The 17,236-nt window shown below is 58.5% G+C and carries 21 protein-coding genes; all 21 read right to left on the bottom strand.

Annotated elements, in window-relative coordinates; all coding sequences use genetic code 11:
- Positions 1-44: 44 nt before the first annotated feature.
- A complete protein-coding gene (locus tag AC07VI_RS04830; RefSeq protein ID WP_492995921.1) occupies positions 45-293 on the bottom strand; it encodes a DUF1799 domain-containing protein in 249 nt (82 codons plus the stop codon).
- Between the two features lie 62 nt (positions 294-355).
- Positions 356-673, bottom strand: coding sequence for a phage tail assembly chaperone (locus tag AC07VI_RS04835; protein WP_492995923.1), 318 nt, complete (start codon positions 671-673; stop codon positions 356-358).
- Positions 674-772: 99 nt separating this feature from the next.
- On the bottom strand, positions 773-1,420 hold the full coding sequence (locus AC07VI_RS04840; RefSeq protein WP_492995925.1) for a phage tail protein: 648 nt from the start codon (positions 1,418-1,420) through the stop codon (positions 773-775).
- An 86-nt stretch (positions 1,421-1,506) separates the two neighbouring features.
- Positions 1,507-1,857, bottom strand: a complete 351-nt coding sequence (gene gp17 / locus AC07VI_RS04845; RefSeq protein WP_492995927.1) for a tail completion protein gp17 — start codon at positions 1,855-1,857, stop codon at positions 1,507-1,509.
- Positions 1,854-2,255, bottom strand: coding sequence for a hypothetical protein (locus tag AC07VI_RS04850; RefSeq protein WP_492995929.1), 402 nt, complete (start codon positions 2,253-2,255; stop codon positions 1,854-1,856). Before AC07VI_RS04850 ends, gp17 begins: the two co-directional genes overlap by 4 nt.
- Positions 2,256-2,591 (bottom strand): phage head closure protein, encoded by a 336-nt coding sequence (locus AC07VI_RS04855; RefSeq protein WP_492995931.1) that lies wholly within the window; start codon positions 2,589-2,591, stop codon positions 2,256-2,258.
- Positions 2,588-3,145 carry a head-tail connector protein gene (locus AC07VI_RS04860; RefSeq protein WP_492995933.1) on the bottom strand — a complete coding sequence of 186 codons (558 nt, stop codon included), beginning with the start codon at positions 3,143-3,145 and terminating at the stop codon, positions 2,588-2,590. Before AC07VI_RS04860 ends, AC07VI_RS04855 begins: the two co-directional genes overlap by 4 nt.
- Positions 3,142-3,294, bottom strand: coding sequence for a hypothetical protein (locus tag AC07VI_RS04865; RefSeq protein WP_492995935.1), 153 nt, complete (start codon positions 3,292-3,294; stop codon positions 3,142-3,144). Before AC07VI_RS04865 ends, AC07VI_RS04860 begins: the two co-directional genes overlap by 4 nt.
- Positions 3,295-3,354: 60 nt before the next feature.
- Entirely contained in the window at positions 3,355-4,983 is a 1,629-nt protein-coding gene (locus tag AC07VI_RS04870; protein WP_492995937.1) for an SGNH/GDSL hydrolase family protein, read from the bottom strand.
- A gap of 2 nt (positions 4,984-4,985) precedes the next feature.
- Entirely contained in the window at positions 4,986-5,408 is a 423-nt protein-coding gene (locus AC07VI_RS04875) for a hypothetical protein (RefSeq protein ID WP_492995939.1), read from the bottom strand.
- A gap of 52 nt (positions 5,409-5,460) precedes the next feature.
- Positions 5,461-6,681: a phage major capsid protein gene (locus AC07VI_RS04880; RefSeq protein WP_492995941.1), complete on the bottom strand. Its 1,221-nt coding sequence runs from the start codon at positions 6,679-6,681 to the stop codon at positions 5,461-5,463.
- A gap of 72 nt (positions 6,682-6,753) precedes the next feature.
- A complete protein-coding gene (locus AC07VI_RS04885) occupies positions 6,754-7,449 on the bottom strand; it encodes a head maturation protease, ClpP-related (RefSeq protein ID WP_492995943.1) in 696 nt (231 codons plus the stop codon).
- Positions 7,450-7,456: 7 nt separating this feature from the next.
- Entirely contained in the window at positions 7,457-8,671 is a 1,215-nt protein-coding gene (locus tag AC07VI_RS04890) for a phage portal protein (RefSeq protein ID WP_492995945.1), read from the bottom strand.
- Positions 8,672-8,745: 74 nt separating this feature from the next.
- Complete coding sequence (locus tag AC07VI_RS04895; RefSeq protein WP_492995947.1) at positions 8,746-10,482, bottom strand: terminase large subunit; 1,737 nt, start codon at positions 10,480-10,482, stop codon at positions 8,746-8,748.
- A 2-nt stretch (positions 10,483-10,484) separates the two neighbouring features.
- Positions 10,485-11,051 (bottom strand): phage terminase small subunit P27 family, encoded by a 567-nt coding sequence (locus AC07VI_RS04900; protein WP_492995949.1) that lies wholly within the window; start codon positions 11,049-11,051, stop codon positions 10,485-10,487.
- Positions 11,052-11,218: 167 nt separating this feature from the next.
- The gene (locus tag AC07VI_RS04905) at positions 11,219-11,644 is read right to left on the bottom strand and encodes an HNH endonuclease signature motif containing protein (protein WP_492995951.1); all 426 of its coding nucleotides are present in this window, start codon (positions 11,642-11,644) and stop codon (positions 11,219-11,221) included.
- Positions 11,645-11,959: 315 nt separating this feature from the next.
- Positions 11,960-12,607, bottom strand: coding sequence for a hypothetical protein (locus AC07VI_RS04910; protein WP_492995953.1), 648 nt, complete (start codon positions 12,605-12,607; stop codon positions 11,960-11,962).
- A 3-nt stretch (positions 12,608-12,610) separates the two neighbouring features.
- Positions 12,611-12,895, bottom strand: a complete 285-nt coding sequence (locus AC07VI_RS04915; protein ID WP_492995955.1) for a hypothetical protein — start codon at positions 12,893-12,895, stop codon at positions 12,611-12,613.
- Positions 12,896-13,198: 303 nt separating this feature from the next.
- Positions 13,199-16,009 (bottom strand): DUF5906 domain-containing protein, encoded by a 2,811-nt coding sequence (locus tag AC07VI_RS04920; protein ID WP_492995957.1) that lies wholly within the window; start codon positions 16,007-16,009, stop codon positions 13,199-13,201.
- 37 nt (positions 16,010-16,046) lie between these two features.
- Positions 16,047-16,505, bottom strand: a complete 459-nt coding sequence (locus tag AC07VI_RS04925; RefSeq protein ID WP_492995959.1) for a hypothetical protein — start codon at positions 16,503-16,505, stop codon at positions 16,047-16,049.
- Positions 16,502-16,972, bottom strand: a complete 471-nt coding sequence (locus tag AC07VI_RS04930; RefSeq protein ID WP_492995961.1) for a YmfL family putative regulatory protein — start codon at positions 16,970-16,972, stop codon at positions 16,502-16,504. Before AC07VI_RS04930 ends, AC07VI_RS04925 begins: the two co-directional genes overlap by 4 nt.
- Between the last annotated feature and the right edge of the window lie 264 nt (positions 16,973-17,236).

Genomic DNA, 17,236 nt, shown 5'->3' on the forward strand with positions numbered 1-17,236 from the left:
ATCGTCCAATAAAAAGGCCACCTCCAGGGTGGCGTTGCGAGGCATTATTTCGGCGCGTGTATGCAGGCCAGGGCCGCCTCCTCCATGATCTGGATTTGTAGCTCCAGCTCCGCATACTCTTCAGCACCCAGGTTCAAACGATCCATCTTGTGGAACAGAACGCCATAATCCAGGCCGGTGGGCCCGTTCATCGATGTCCTCCACTGCGTGGACAAGAAGCCGAACAGGTGAAATGCCTGGACGTTCTCTGGCCAGACATCGATGGGACCCGTCGCCACGTCATCGAGCGTCATACCAAACGCGGCCAATTCCTTTTCATCCGGGCCGCGCTCGTAAAGCGCCGTGGCGACGGCCTTTAGTTTTTTGCGCGAGCGCCCGACAATTCGCGCATGTACGTCTCCATGATGGCGTGGGCAGAACCGATATAATTTTCTGCCATCTTTTCAATGTTCTCCGCGTCGAATGGCTCCTCCAGCTCCCAGCCGCTGGCGACATCTTTGATGACTTCGATGTCGTCGCGACCAGTCAGACCTTCGACAAATTCGCGGAACTGTTCCTTGGAGCGGTGTTTGAACGTGAACTCGACGTTCACGCTTTTCCCGCCCGGAACTGTGATGGAAACATCTGCTTTAAAGGTCGGTGCAGCAGTCAGATTAAATTTTTGCTTTGCCATTTTCTTCTCTCAAAATGTAAAAAGACCCGACAAGGTGCGACCAAGCGGGCTAAAACCCGCCAGGGCAGGCGGGCAAGGGAAACGGATGTGGCGTGGCTACTACGCCGCGTAGCGCACTGGTGGCGTCTTCAGCGAGAAGGTCGCTGTCACTGCCATTACTTCGTTCTTTGTAAACGTCGGCGTCTCGTTCAACGAGACAATCGCGTTGTAAAGAATCACAGAGTTGTTAGGCAACGTAGTAATCAGGGCGCGCGGCGATCGGGACTCGGCAGCCGCCTTGATGGCCATGTAGCCGGGCAAAGTGGGATCGTCTGCAATTTTCAATGCAAGCGACTGCGCGCTGGCCTGGGTGGGCAGCTGACTGGAAAAATCGTCTTCGAGGAAAGACACTTCGGTGAAGCCCATTTCGCCGCCGCTAGACGTGTTTTCCAGCACCTGGATAATTTGCTCCTGCGTTTCGATCTCACGCACCGTAACGCGCCCGCCACCTGGGCGGAACATGCTAGTTTTCGTGGTATCGGTGCCTTCCAGCGCGAAAGCGCCGGCCGTCGACGCGCTGACGCGGAAAATGCGGTTGTTCAACTTGGACCAGCTCGACGTTACCTCCACAAGGTCACCGTCCTGCAGGCCATGTGCGAGGGCCGAGCAAACGGCGGGCTTGGCATTGGAGATCGCCGTTACGACGATAGGGGCACCATACGACAGCCCCAGCGAAAACGTGCTGCCATTTGGCAGTGATACAGCCATGATATTTCCTTTCAATGGACGAAAAAAAAACCGCATGTAGCGGCAGGTAATGCCCACGAAGGGCCAAGTAAAAAGGGAGCTTCGAGTTAAAGCCAGATCGAGAAATCTTGACGGGCGCCGCGCAGCTGCGTCACATCGTCTAATGTGGATACCGGCGCACCCTGCACGACAACCTGCAAGCCAGCCGCGCCCCGCAATGCCAGTTCCACCTGCGCGATCAGGCCGGCAGCCTCGATGCGCGCATCCGCCCAGACACAGACTTGCATCCAGCTATTGCGCTTTGATGGGGTCGTACTATCAAGAAAATTCAACGCAGCGCCGCCTACTTGTTGATAAACAATATAGGGGCGCGGACTGCCGGCCGGCGCCACGTCAGGAAATACGCGGTCGCCTACGAGCCGCCGCAGCGCTTGGAATACTTGAGTTTCTACGATCACGGGCGCCCCTTTGTCTCGATAAGCCGTTCCGCCATGCGATCATTTCCAGCAACAATTGCATCGCCTGCAAATGCCATGGCCGGCCGCAAGAACGGGAATGCCGGAGAACGGGAATTGCCGAACTCGATCTGATAACCGTGCGGCGCCTTCTTCTTGTTCCAGCTGACATGATAGGTTTTCAGGGTCGCACTGGAGTCGTCTTCCGCATAAACACGGTAGATGGCGCTCAGCAGCAGGCCACTTTTGCGGTTTCGTTCGGCGTTGCCGCGCGCCCCCTGGTAAATCACGGTGGCCATAGCAGCGGCACCAGCAAATGCCACCTCAGTCTGTACCCGTTCACTATAGGCCTTAACCTTTTCCGCCAGTCCGCTTAAGGCCGATGCATCGATGGTGAGCATTTACAAGGCTCCTTTCGAGCACATGAGTGCTAGCGTCCTGCCATCCTGGCCCAGTACAGCTTCGATGTTATAGACAAGGGCGCCATGCAGGATGCGCATCTTCGCCTCGATGCCTGCACGGTAACGAATCGTAATGGTCGATAGCACTTGATTTTGCGTTGCACCAGCGGCTGCAAACTCGCGGCCACTGATGTCACGGATTCCCGCCCACACCTTTCCGTCCCCATCAGGCAGCAGGTTGAACCAGTCAGCAGGTAATGGCTGACCGGCGGCGTCCTGGCCCGCGGCATGCACTTGGATGAGAACACGCTTATCCAGCCGTAGCGCAAGGCTCATACGGCACTCCGACAGCCGTCCAGCAAGCGGGCGATAAAGGGCGACGGAGCCAATTCTCTTTCAGTACGCGTATTCGGGTCAAACTGATCCACAAGCTTGGCCAGCAGATATAGCTGCACATTCGGCGGGATTTTCTCCGGCGCGTCACCGTAGCCACATTCAACCGTCACTACGACGGCGTGCGGCTCAAGTCTGGTTGCCGGCCAAGCCGTACCGTGAGCGGGCCCGAGGCTGGTCTGGTAACGTGCGGCTATCAGCTTGCATGCCGCTGGCGCCAGCGTCCGTTCAATACCTTCGACGTCAAGGTACTTCACAGACACAACGTTCAGCACGGGATGCGGCAAATCGATGGTTTCAGGGAAGGCGTCCAAGCGCACTTCCCACGTCTGGTGCATCAGGCACTGACCGATTTCATGCTCGGCGGTGGCCGTGATTCCTCTCATCCACAGCTCCAGGAACTGATCCATGTAATCACCATCGATGCGCATATTGGCTCGTGCCTGCTCGATGCGAACTGGCAGCGAAACCGGCGGGATAGTGCAAATTTTGCTCATGCCGCCTCCGGTTGTGTTGCGTAGGATTTGGCCTCGGCCAGCGCCGACATGGCTGCCAGGCCTAAGTTGTGCCCCCGCAGGTGCACCAAGGCGACGCTGGCATAGGACTCGGCGTCGGGCAGGCCAGCGCCGGTTTCAGTGTTAATCATGGATATCCTTTTTATTAATAGCCATTTGCTGCGCCGCAAACGCCCGAACCCTATTTTTACTTATGCCGCTAGCAATACCGCACCGTCGATCTGGGCCTGATCCGCCATCGCCACACCATTTTGGTGCAAGGAGTCCGCATACAAACCAAGTGGATTTGAAAGCTCATATGAGCCAAAACGTGAAGCGTGGTCAATCAGCGGTAAACCCTTTGCCATCGCAGCGCCGGTGATTGCATCCCAGTACGGCTGCACGAGAGGCGGCGCCGCTCTTGGCCAGGAAGCCAGACTCGCGGGCAAAAAAGTGCTGAGAATGCAATTGCTCCCGCCGGTCTGCACGTTGTCCACAATGGTATTAAGGCGCTGCGAGTATGTGGCCAAGGCCATCGCATTGTTCGCATCGTTGACGCCGATATCGAGAAGCACGACGTCGGGGGACATCACTCCAAGCTTGAAGGGCTGCGTGCCCTCCCAGGGATAGGTGTTGTAGATCAGATTGGCCACTCCGCCGCCCGAATTTCCGAGAGTCCAGACCGAAATCTTTGGCATGGTCGAGTCGTAGCAGTCGCAGCCGTAAACGAACACACCTGATCCCAGCGCCACAGGAGTGAACGTGAGGGTGTTCGCACCGCGCGGAAACGTCACGGTCTCCTTCTTGATGCTTTGCGCCACGTTGGCATCTATGGTTTTAATAACATTACCACCCACGCTGATAGTGAATGAGCCGAAACCCGGACGCGTCAAGTAATAGACGTCCGCCGTATCGGTCGGGTTGTCCGGAGTGAACGACATTGCATTTAGCGTGGTCAGGTTCGAGAACGCGATGCCAAAACCCGTCCACTGCACTACATTGAAGGCGCCGCTGTTTGTCCAGCCAGCGCCCATCGCAATGCGTGGATCGTATTGAGGAACAGTGGCGCCGACCGAATTGATATTGCCGTCACAAAAGAAACTGTCGGTATGAGCGGGCAGGCCGCGCGCATTCAAAAACGCTGCAAGCTGCGCAGCCCGGTTCTTGGCACGGGCGCCGATAAAATTGGCTGCACCTGTCGCGCCGAATCCCGCGGTGCGCGAATCTCCCATCACAGCAGCGATACCCCGGCCGGCCTTCGACAAAACCCGCGCCTTGGCGGCGCACCATTTTCGCATTCGGGCGGGATTGAAGTTCAGTACTCCGGCCGGCCCCGTTGCGGGCAGCAGCACGCCAGCGCTGTCAGCAAGTCCAGCTACATTTTTTACAACACGTGGCGCACCTAGCACCGCATTACTTACGCTCACGTCAACAGTTCCACTCGCGCACGTCAACAGGAACCGCTGCGGATCAGGATACGGCCCGATGGGCGCCAGCGCGCCGGCGCCGACTACCCAAGACTGCAGCGGGTTCGTGCCGCCCTGCACTGGATCAAGGAGATACACCACTCCAGCCGTTCCGGCGCCGCCGCTGACATTCAAGACTTGGCCCACTGGCAGCGCGACAATCGTGCGCTCACCCAGCTTCAGCGCGACGGGCTGGCCGCCAGCCAACGCAGGGACAGGCGCTGGGGCAACCACATCAGCGAAGAAGACTGTGCCGCCGGCCGTGTCGGTGCTTGCCATCTTGCTGGCGACCAGGCCGGCCTCGGTACCAGTATCCAGTGTGACGATGGCATTTGCCGGAAATTTTGCGTAAGCACACAGCAAGCGGATGGTCATGTTTAGGCCTTTTGAGTGGATTCAGCGTAGGCTACTGCGGCAGGGGCAGCATCGACGATGCCACCCATGCCCTGGACCAGGGTCGCGCCCAGCTCGACAATGTCATTTGGCACGCCGTACTCGCAGGCGACCAGGACGCGCGCCTTGATCACTTCTACTGCCGCCGTTTGGGCCGCTTGATCGTCAATGAAGGCTCCGCTTGTACCGCCCTGGTCGACGACGGTCTGCGCGACGGGCGTGGCATTACCAGTATTACTTTGATCGACGAGGGTCTGTTCGCTGGGCACGATACCGCCAACGTTGCCTTGCTCAACGTTGCCTTGCTCAACGCTGCCTTGCTCAACGCTGCCTTGCTCAACGCTGCCGCCGCTCGTCAACGTCGCTTCACTGTCCGGGACAACAGCAGGACTCTTCGCTTTACTCATGATGCGTTCCTTTATAGATATGGTAAGAGGCGGGCCGCAGCCCGCCAACCGCTTAGGTCGCGGACTGCTGGTACTGCTTGATGCCGTTTGCGTCCAGAAGGTTGCCACCCGCGCGCGACCAGGCCAAGAAGCCAACCTGACCCTTGCTGGTGTAGATCGAGTCTTCAAAACGGAAGAGGACCAAGTCCAGCACATCGCGGATCATGTACTTCTTGAAATCGCCGAACGCGATGGTTTTGGCGTTTGCCGCTGGCGTGGCCATGTCGTTATTGATAGCAACATCGGAACCCAGCAACTGCGCAGGGGTGCCGGTCTTGATGCCTGCCTCATACGACTCGGCCCAGATCGGACGGCCACTGCCGTCCTTGATCTTGCGCACGCCCTTGCGAGTTTGCTGGTGCATCATGAACCGGCAAGTGCCCGCCTCCTGATACGCCTGGTCAATCGATTCCTGCAGGTCGACCAGGTCTTCATAGGTGGTGACTACGGTCTGGCCCGTGGCGCCGATTTTGCCGACTCCGGCAACCGTCGAAAAGCCGGTAGGCTGGCCAGTACCGGAGCCAATGGTAAAGCCCTTGTTCATCGTGCGGCCGATACGGTCATTGATGCGCTTGGTGACCATGGCGATAATGTCGATGGAACTGTCCTGTAGCAGCTCCATCGGGATGGTGATAATTTTGGAGCTGGCCTTGAAGGTATTCAGGGCCACGGTGCCGAACGTCGGATCTGCGCTCGTCGCTTGCGTATTTTCTGGCACCCATTCACCCTCTTCCGACGTACCATCCGAAGAAGGGTAGCCCAGCGGATTGCCTTGCGACGTAGTGATGCTATCGGCCAGGCCGCGCATGCCGCCATACGCTTTCAACGACTCAATCAACTGTCTGGCGACATCCGACTGCACCGTGTAGCCGCCCTGGTTACCCGTGCCGGTCGACATGGTATTGCGAATTTCCGTCAGCTCTTCGCGCGTCATGTTCTGCGGGCCTTCGCGCAGCAGTTTGGCAAACAGCTCGCGCGACTTGTTGTTCTCCACGCGAGCGGCCGGGTTGGTGCGGAACTGTTCCACATCGCGGTTGTGGTCTTCGATTTCCATCTGCATGACCCGCTCGGTCGCAGTGATCTCGCTTTCCAGTGCTTCGATCTGGTCGGCACGCGCATCGAAGGCAATCTGGTCATCCTTGGTCCAGGCCCGGTCGCCTTTGTTCGCCAACTGGTTACGGGCTTCTTTTGCGAGCGCCTGACGCTGCTCGCGCAATACTTGAATCGATTTCATTGGTTCATTTCCTTATGATGGGCGTAAAAAAAGCCGCTCAAGAGCGGCCAGTATCAGGATTGCGCGAGCGCGTTATCCGATTTCATGCAGACGCAAGCGGTTCATGTTGCGCTGGCGGGTAGCTTCCCATTGCAGGGCATCCGCACCGGCATCTTCTACTTGCGGCGCGTTGTTGTAAGCCGATAGGTTCCACTTGTTTTCCACTTTGGCGACCTCGCTGATGGAGTCGACAAAACCGTTGGCAACAGCTTCCTCAGCCGTGAACCAGGTCTCGGCCTGCATCCATGCGATGATTTCGTCGTTGGACTTGCCTGTCTTCATGGCATAGTCGGCCACGATGGAATCATCGATCTTGCCGAGCAGCGCTGCCGTCTGAATCAGGTCGCCCTTGTTCCCATAGGCCATGGTCCAGGCTTCGTGGATCATGTAAAAGCTACCGGCCGCGATAGTCACCGTGGCGCAGGCGGCAGTCACATAGGTGGCCGCGCTGGCTGCCAGACCTTCGATCACCGCATGCACGTTGCCGTGCTGGGCAATCGCCGCCGCCATAGCCCGTCCGTCGAACACATCGCCGCCTGGCGAATTGACGCGCAGCGTCACCATCTTTCCGCTCAAGCTGGCTAGCGCCTTGTTGAACTCTGCAGCACCTGTCCCCCAGTAAGGGTCGATCACGTCATACAGGTATAGGGTGGCGTCGTCGCCCTCAGCGCGAATCTTGGCCGGCTCACGTCCAGCATTGTTACGAATCAGTTGCACCAGTTTTTTCATCATCATCCTAGGTTGGGGGTTCAGCGGTGGCAAGCGCCAAGTTGTCCGGCCGGAACAGAACGTCGCCACCAGGTACCGGCGGCAAGTTTTTGATGCGGCGCACTTCGTCAATCGTCATCCAACCAGGCCCCTGGGAGCCACCGATGCATTGCCGCAAATAGTCGCCCTCGGCCTTGGAATCGCCAGCCATCAGCGACTCCATCTTGTGTTCGACAAATGGCGAGGCACGCCGGAACAGCTTGCGATTGAGCTCCTGTCGAACAATGTCCAGGTGGGCCTGCATGGAAAACTTGATGAAGCCCAGGGTCTGCGCCTGCACTCCCGACCCCCACGAACTGGTGGACTCCTGGGCGCCAATCATGTGTGCCGGCACACCAAATGCGCGGGCGATATCGACAATCTGAAACTTGCGCGACTCCAGCAGCTGCGCGTCGACGGACGTCATGCTCATTTCTTTGAGGTCGACACCATTTGGCAGCACCATCGGCGTACCGGCGTTGCGTGCCCCTGCGTACTTCCGCAAGTATTCAGCGCGTAACAACTCAATTTGCTCCGCGTCCAGCTTGGCCTGCGCCTTCAACACGTGCTTTGGCGCCGCGCCGTTCGCAAAGAAGCTGCCAGAGAAGGTATCGGCCGCCAGCGAGATACCGATGGACTGGAAGGCCCCCCACTGGATGGCCGACATGCTGCGGATGCCATTAAAGCCAAACCCGGTAAAGTGCAGCATGTCATCCTGATGCACCGCATATGCACGGCCATCCTCGCCGGTAACGCTATACACCAGGTAGTCGCCCACCTTGCGGCCACTGACCAGGTCGGGATGAAGTGGACGCAAGGCGCGGACCCCGGCACCGGCCCGCACGATTTCCACATATCCATCGCCACGCATCATGCGGCTTTGCATGACCCAGCTCCACATCGCCGCGGCTGTCCAGTTACCAATCGGCTCCTCGTTCAGCAACCACCACAAGTCGGGCCGAATGCTTTCTCGATTGCCATCGGTCTCACGATAAATCGACAGCGGAAGAGAGGCAAGCGTGCCTGCCAGAAGGCGCACCGATGCAAATACCGCTGACACGCGCATCGATGAGTCCGGTGTGACGGCAAATCCACTGGCCGACTCGGCACCTCCCAGCACCGCAATAATCTGCGGGTCACTCGATCTAGTCACCGTAACGGAATTCTCAACGGCTCCCCCTACGGGTTCGACCCGCTCGACCATTCGTGCGCCTGGAGCGCCACCCGCCCACATAGCTGCGAGCGCTCGTATTGGATTAATCATTATGCTCAGCCGCCTTAGAGGGAAATAATTTGTACAGTTTCGTCTGGGTGAAGGATCATTGCCCGGTTCAAGCACATGATCAGGGCCACAACGCCGTCGATCTTGTTTTCCAACCGTTCCTTGTTCGGGAATATGTTTTCCTTCGCATCGCGGTGGCAGACCGTGTTGCTGACCATCCAGGTCAGCACAGGGTCACCGTCATGGTGAAAGCGCCCTTCCAGCACCAGCGCCTCCAGCCACTTCATCGGCTCGCTGAAATTCTTCACCGTCGCCCCCACTTCGATCATGGGCAGGTTGGCCGCGACCATGCGCTGGCTGAACTGCGTAGCTTGAAACGGATCGTAGGGTGCATCTGTCAGCGTGAACATTTCGTGGTCTGCCAACAGATCGTCTTCGATGACACCGAAGTCGGTAACGTTGCCCGGCGTTGAAACGATATGGCCGGCACTTGCCCAGCCTTTGTATTGGGAGTTTGTCCCGGCCTCGATGGCCGCCTCGTTCAACCAGTAGGTGCCAAATGCGTAGTAATGCTGCACGCCATCGATTTCGCGCCAGAACAGCTTCATCTTGGCCGCTATGTCCACCTTGCTGGCCAGGTCATGTGCCGCGATTACTTCCTGGCCGATGAACTGGCCAATCTTCATGTCGGGGTCGTAGCATGCCTCCCACGCCCTCATGTCCATCCAGGCGCTGTCGGCATTGACCCATATGTTGACGCGCTTGGTCAGGAACTCGTTCTGCGCGCTCATCATCTTTTGTGCTTTGCTGCAGGCGGCGCGCATGTCGCCCAGCTTGACTGATACACCCAGGTTGGGATTCGCCTTGCGCCAAACCGTTTCGTCTGCCCAGTCGTCGCCTTCGTCCAGCGTGAAGATGATGCAAAAAACCGTATCGTCAACGGCCACTTCGCCGGTTACCTTGTAGCCCATACCATCATGCGCATGCAAAGTGGTATTCAAGATCATGCACGCATAGCTGCGCTGCTCGTAGCACACCCCCGCACGGTCGCTACCGGCCGTGGTGATCGCAAAGCCCAGCGGCTGCGAGCGCGCCCCAGTCGATGAATCGACCACGTCGTACAGACCTCGGTCTTTCTGCGCATGCAGCTCGTCGGCGATAAATCCGTGTGTATTGAGGCCGTCGAGCGAGTCAAAGCCACGCGCCAACGGCTCAAATTTACTGTTTGTCTCGGTGTTGTAGATCGAAGACTTGTTGGCCTGCAGGCCCAGCTGGCCAAAGTCAGGCTCACGCTGCATCATTGCCGCAGCGGTCGACCAGACAATCTTTGCCTGCTCCTTCTTCGTCGCGAAGCTGTAGACCTGGGCGCCAGACTCATCGTCCGCAGCAACCAGGTACAGTGCGATGCCGGCCGCCATGGTCGACTTCGCATTCTTGCGGGCGACCTCTTCGTACGCACGTCGGAAGCGGCGCAGGCCGGAGACCTTGTCCAGCCAGCCGAACAAGTTGACCAGGATGAATACCTGCCAATCTTCCAGTCTGATCTTCTGGTAGGTTTTCACCTGCCCCACCCAAATCGGCTTTCCCCACTCCCCCTCGACGTGCGGCAATAGCTCGATAAATTCGCATATCCGGGTGCCCTCAACATGATCTAGCCGATAGGGCCAATCCGTTTCTTGCCGCTCCAGGTCATCTAGGTAGCGCCTGCACGCCGCCTTTTCCCACTTACCTGCAACTACATCGCCCTCGACCACGGCCTTTGCATACCGCAGTGCGCGCTCGATGAAGTCCATAATTACCTTTTACTGAAGTTCCCCAGGCTCTTCACGTTCGGTGGCGCATTGGGATCTACCGACGACATCTCCGCGCCAGCGATGGGCACCGGTTCAGCACCCACAATAGTTGGCGCGAACAGCGACAACTGGGTCGTGGCCGGCGCCAGATTGACCCGCGACGATGGGGTCAGACCGAAATCGCTACAGAGCTTGTGGTACAGCTCGATAGCACGGTTGCTGGCCATCAGCGCAATCGAATGAACCGTATTGCCATTGGAAGTGACGGTACTAAAGCCGCCACTTCCTGGGTTATTTTTCGCCGCAGCAGCAATCATGTCCTCGGCTTCGACATAGCGGCCCCACTGTGTGCAAAGCATCGCCAGCGCGCCACGGTCCATCGCCGAGACCATCTGGTAAGCAGCCAGCTCGGCGCACACTCGCACCCATTCCTTTTTTGCCTCGCCCTTCAAGTGGCGCGGGCAATCCGGCGCTTCAGCGACCGGGCGAAATTCGTTTTTGTTGACCGGGCGCCGACCTGCATTTCCATCGATGGCGCGCAGGGCACTCGGTTTTGCTTTACGTCCCATATACCCCCCCCTCCTAAAATAACGCGCTTGCGAAAATTCGACTACATGGCCGGTCTTTGACGTTTTCGGGTTTGACTTTTTGATGCCCCCAGGCAACATTTCTTGGGTGCAATATGTTGCTTTTATGCAACGATATCGATGCCCTTCGATGCCCCATTGCAACATTTCTAAACAACAACATTTTTCCACCGTCCGAACGCACCGTCCTCAGTCGCGGTCTTGATGTCATGGTGGGTCTTGCACAGCGGCTGCCAGTTGCCTTCGCTGTCCCAAAACAGGGCCTTGGCTTTGGCAATGGCCGCTGCATCACCACTATCCATCGCGGCCTTCAGCTTGTGGTTGATGATGTGGTCGACCACCGCAGCCGCAACGACGCGGCCCTCGTTCATGCAATGCCGGCAAAGCGGATGCTTGGCCAGGTAGCCTGCCCTCGCCTTGACCCACGCCGACGTATATCCACGCTCGTGCGCCGTGCCACGTGCTGCGGCATCCATCACTTGCATCTGCTTCTTGTGCTTGTCGCAGCGACCTGGTGCGGCGATCAAAACCCCGCAACCGGCATGACGGCAAATACTCTTCGCTGAACTGGCCATGGAATTGCCTAGAAATGCCTTGGAGGCGATGATGTGCAGACGTCTGCACAAAACGCCCCACAAGAAACGCGCCCGCCTTGTGGTTGATGCGTGCGCCCTGGGGCACTATCATCAACACAAATAAAAAAGCCCACCGAAATGGGCAAGCACCAGAAAAGAATGTATCCCCCGCTATGGAGCGGATCGAGATAGATCACCTCTTTCGCTGTTGAGAAATCGTCTCGTTAAACGCAAAAAAGCCCGCTTATGCGGGCCTTAGGCGTTACTGCTGCGAGAATGACCGAAATATACACCCGCTGTAACAACCGCGTCAAGCTATTGCAAAAACTCCTCGACCACGCCATCAGCGACAAAGCTTGGCGCCAGCCGGATAAAGGCCATCTGCTCCAGCTCCCGCAAGTGGCCATGCATCCTTGTCGATGCGCGTTGGTACGTCATATGATGACTGCCGAAAGACTTGGCCAGGTCACGCACCGTGATGTCCAGCTGCTTGTGATTGGCGAATAGGCGGCCAAGCATGCAGTCAATCGCCAACGGATTCAGGTCAGGATACATTGGCCGGAACCACTCCGCCAATCCCTTGATCGCCTCGATGCGCTCGGCAGAGAAAGCAAAACGGCGCTTGCCATCCACATCTTCGAAATCCGTCTGCCCGTACTTCGCCTGCAGCACCCACATTTCCGTTTTCGGCAGCCGATGCTTTACCGCCTGCAGCACCAGGGCGCACTGGGCGCGGACCTCGTTGCCATCCAGCCCACCGAAGTTAATTGACCCCGACGCCGTGCCGCGCAGCTGCTCCAGCCAGCAACGCTGCCTGCCGTTCAATTGCACCGACTCCATTGCCTTGATCAGCGCCGCCCGCAACGGAGCATCCTGCTTTGCCTCCTGGGCCATGATCAGGAACGACACATGCACCGCTTGCCCCACGTTTTCAAATACCGCTCCTTCCGCTTTCACTTCCATCGCCTAGCCCCTTTTCTCGTTATCAATCGCTTGCTGATCCAATGCTGCCTGCCATGCCACTTCACCCATCCTCCCCACATACCGCTCAGGCGTCCTATCCAGCGGCACGCCCCGATAAACCGGCGTGCCCACCTCATGCCCATTCTCAGTAGCGTGGAACCCCTGCCCACCACGCATGCCGCGCCGTATCGCCGCGTCCACCACCTCCGCCCCAAATGCCTCGCGGAACGTATCGATGATTGCCGCCACCTGGGGCATTTGCTCCCGCATGCTCACCTTCTTATTCATCGTCCTGCCCTCCACTTCGTTCTTCGATGAAAACCGGCCATATTCCGCTAACCCTTCATACCCATCACATACCCATCACATCGCTAACCCGCATGGATACTTACTTGTGATGGGTATGAGTACTGTTATTACTTCTTTCTACTTTCTGACAAAAAAAATACAGCGAACCATCGTCATTCAAACGGCCTTGTCCATCAATGCGCACATGTGTGCGTGCGCGAGAACCCGTAATACCCTTCATACCCATCACATCCCAGCATCCATGCGGGTTTGCGGTGTGATGGCTTTGTGCGATGTGATGGCTTAACCATCAACATCGGCCGCATCAACCCCGCTGCGACTCCGGTATGCCCTCAAACTTTTCTCGAACAGGCCCGATGCATCTGCCGCCCACTCTGCAAGCGTCTTGCCCTCTGGCTTCTTCCCGGCTAAAAACACGTTGCGCTGCTTGACCACCGATCCCAGCTCATACTTGATCAGGTGCTTTTCCAACGCCTCGCCGGCGTACCGCAACACGGTGGGCGAAAAGATGGTCTGCGAGATGTACTTCGATTCCCCGCTCTTGTCGCACCAGACCTTGTAGGCGTCGTATAGCTGGGTGGCGCCGCACGTGATGAACGGCAGAGGCAGGAAACCACGGCTCCAGTCGCGGTAGAAGCGCTCAGCCGGCGTCAGGCTCTTCTCGATCAGGTCATCCTTAGCGTCCGTATAGATCGGTTTGGTGTGCTCATCAAAGTCGCCCATGTCCAGCTCGTGCATCAGGTAGTGGTAGTACGCCTCGATGCCGCCGCTGGCGATCTCCTCGGCCACCTGGACATAGAACTCGCGCGACAATGCCGGCGGCGTCCAGATCACCAGGTAGCGCCGGTCCGTCTTGTCCAGGGCCAGCGGCTGCAGCTCGTTCGACAGGAACACGAAGTTCATGTGGTTCGCCTCGCCATGCTCAGGCAACCCCTTCGGGTTGATGATGATCATGTCGCCCGACACCAGGTACTTGAGCTTGCCCTTCATGTGCTTCAGCTCCGAGCGCGTCACCACCTCATCGGCCACCATGAACAACTTCATCGAGGCCCAGTCGTTGAACTGGCTCTCCAGCTGCGCATTGCCGATCACATAGCCGTACTCGCCGTAGATTTTCTTGATGACTTTCTCGAAGAAGAAGTTCTTACCGCTGCCCTCGTCGCCGTGCATGATGATCGACGTCTCCATCTTGGCGCCGCGATTGCGCAACGGATAGGCCAGCCAGCGCTCGACCCACTCGACCAGGGCGTCATTGCCGTCGCACAGGTGCGCAATCAGGGTCTGGATGCGCAGGCAGCTGCCGCGTCGCGGCTGCATCGCCCAGCCGTTGAACAGGTTCACGGTGGCCGTGGCGCCGCTCGATGCCGGCGACGGTACATCCTGCGGATCGAAAACGATGTTCTTCTTCAGCACCCAGCGCCGCGCCTCGCCGCCCCAAAACTTCATGACGTCATTGTTGGCCACGATGGTGCGCATGCTGGAGATCTTCATCAACATCCGCTGCGACACGTCCCACACCAGATCCTCGCCATACACCAGCACAAAGTTCTTCAGCACATACTCGACCTGGTTCCAGTGGTCGGCGCCGTAAACCTTTTTCGGTTTGTCCTTAGTCTGCTTTCCGTCACCCCCCGCCCCCGGCGCGGAAGCGGAGCCGCCCTCGTCAGGAGGCTCAGGCAGCGATCCATCGGCGTATCCCGCTTCCAACGTGGCGGCAAGACGCGCCTCGCTGTCGTCCGCCTCTGCGTCGACAGCGATCCTGCGGGCTGGCTGCTCCGCACCAGGGGGAGGGGGGGATTCGTCCGTCACGCCTTCCAGGAACAACACCCCGAAGTCAAGCACTGGCGCGATCACGCCGGCGTCGGGAAAACCAGAATCTGGCTGCTGCGCAGCAGGGGGAACGGGGGAGACGCCGCCGGCTACCGGAGCAGCTGCAGGCGGAACCATTGAACTGGCCGCTGGCGCGGCAAGAGGAACAGGAACGGCAGATTTAGGCTGCTTCGCAGCAAGGATGGCAACCCCGATCTGCGCCGCTACCGCCTCAAGCCCCTCCTCGATCTGCATGTCGTTGAAATCGGTGAGCTTGCGCCCCGCCCTGTCGACAAACGTCGGCATGACCATCGACGTCCGCTGCATCTTGCGGCACAGCGCCGAGCAGCTGGCCAGGCCGGCGTTCTTGAACGTATAGCGCTGTTGCCGGCGGCCAGTGCGCACGTCCGCCTCGATGTACGGCACGCCGGCCGCGTCTGTGCGCCACCAGGCGGTCACGTCGACGTTGACGCCGTCATCGGCCAGCACTACATGCGAAGCGCCATCGATCGGAACGGCGGCCAGTACCTGGTAGTCCTCGCGCAAGCGCTCGATGAAACGTTCGACCACCTGGTCATCATCGTCCACAAGAAAAAGCAGATGCGCCTGCGGGAACGCCTCGCGCAAAGCGGTAGCCACGGACGCCAAAGAACCGGCGTCAAAAGCCACGGCAACCGGCAGGTCGACGCCGGCCAAGGCGGCGCCGGCACGCGCACTCGCACACGTAGCGTAACCCTCGCCAATGCCAATGACCATCGCATCAAGCGGCTGTCCAAGCATGTGGTACGCGCCAGGCTTGTCCATGCCGGCGTTGTAGCGCTTCTCGCCAGCTTGGTCGATCTTCTGCAGACCAACCAACTGGCCGGCACGATGCAGCGGGATCAGCAATGAGCCGGCACGGTCGACGCGCACGCCCTCGCCAGCAACCTGCTTGCGGTCCAGGTAAGGATGTTGCACGGCGTTGCCTGCGGCTTTCATCCACTGATCGCGCGCACGGTTGGCGGCCAGCTGCGCTTCGCGCTGCTTCTTATCGGCCTCGCGGAGTTCGTTCTCGCGCAGCTTGGTAGAAAATTCAACGCGCTCGTCTTCCGTCATCGCCTCGGCGTCGACGGTGACAGGTACGGTATTCCTGTTGTCGCCCTGGTGGAAACCGAAAGCGCCAGTGACGACCCTGCGGCCGGTCTTGAGAACCAGTTCGCGCAGAATGTACCAACCCTTTTTCCTCGGGCCGAAGCGATGAAACTTGCCATCTAATACTGGGTGATTCGTTGGGAGCGGCGGCATATCACAGTCCGCCATTTGAGCAACTACCTGGGCAACATTACTCACTTACAGTCGCTCCCATCAGCCCAAGCATAGCCAGGCCGTGCGGCACGCGCTGGCTACCCATACGGGAAGGGATCGTTGCATAGTCAAACGAGCCAGGACGTGCCAACGGCGCGCGTACCATATTCACGGGAGACAGCGGGAGTTTCTTTCCGACGTAGCGTGGCCCTGCGATCTGGCCTGCGATCTGGCCTGGCGGCACCGCCTTGGTTGCAGCCGCGCGGCCAACAAAATCCCAGCCTTTCTCGGTCACCACGTAATCGCCAGCATCGCGGCGCACTACGTGGCAGCGCATCAGCGAGTTCACGATCTCACGCTCGAAGGCTGTAATCGGGCGCGTCCAGGCAATGGCATTCATCCAACCATGCAAGCCGGCACGGCCGCCCAGCTGGGCCAGCTTGCGAAAGGCGAGATCAGGGCGCGTTCCGGCGCGTGGGCCGTAATGGGCACTCATGCCGCTCCGTCCTGGCCGCCATCCGGCTTGCAATACACGCGAATGCTCAGCGCCATCATTTCGGAAAGCGATTGATGGACGCCAGCCATGATGGCATCGAGTTCAGCTCGTTCCTTCCCATCAATCTCATCATCGCCAGCGATGGCTTCCTCGAAACGCTCAGCGAAGCGGCCCAAACGGATATAGACCTCGCGGAACTTCTTGGCGATTACTTCGTTGCCATCCGACAGATCAGTTGGCAACCTAACGAAGGTACCGCCACTCGATGCCGCCACCGCTTCAGCAAACAGCGTAGTGCTGGAGAACGCCTGCAGCTGCAGGGCCGTGTCGACCGTCACGCCCTGGCCCTTGCGTTCGTAAACGCGGTTTTCCAGTCCGTTGCGGCTCATGCCCAGGGCAGCCGCGATTGCGTCCCAACCGCCAGGAAATGCCTTGATCATGCCAAGGTACGATTTTTTTATTTTCACAACATATCCTTCTCAGTGGTGGTTGTGGCCTGCAGTAGCAAAACGGTATTCTTGGCAATCAATCACTGCCAGACGCCGATGGGAGTCCAGCCCGGAGGTAGGCCCAATCAACATCGCTTCGCAAATCCTCACACCGGACGGCCCTTGAGGATTCCCGCTCGATCTTGATACAGAGGCCTTCGCCAAGCTTTTGCTGGATGCTTATCGCTTTACGCAGGTAACCCTCACTCGTTCCGACCCGCGCAAAAAATGAGGCCCTGTCGT

It is taken from the genome of Janthinobacterium sp. GW821-FHT03A03, from assembly GCF_059421435.1.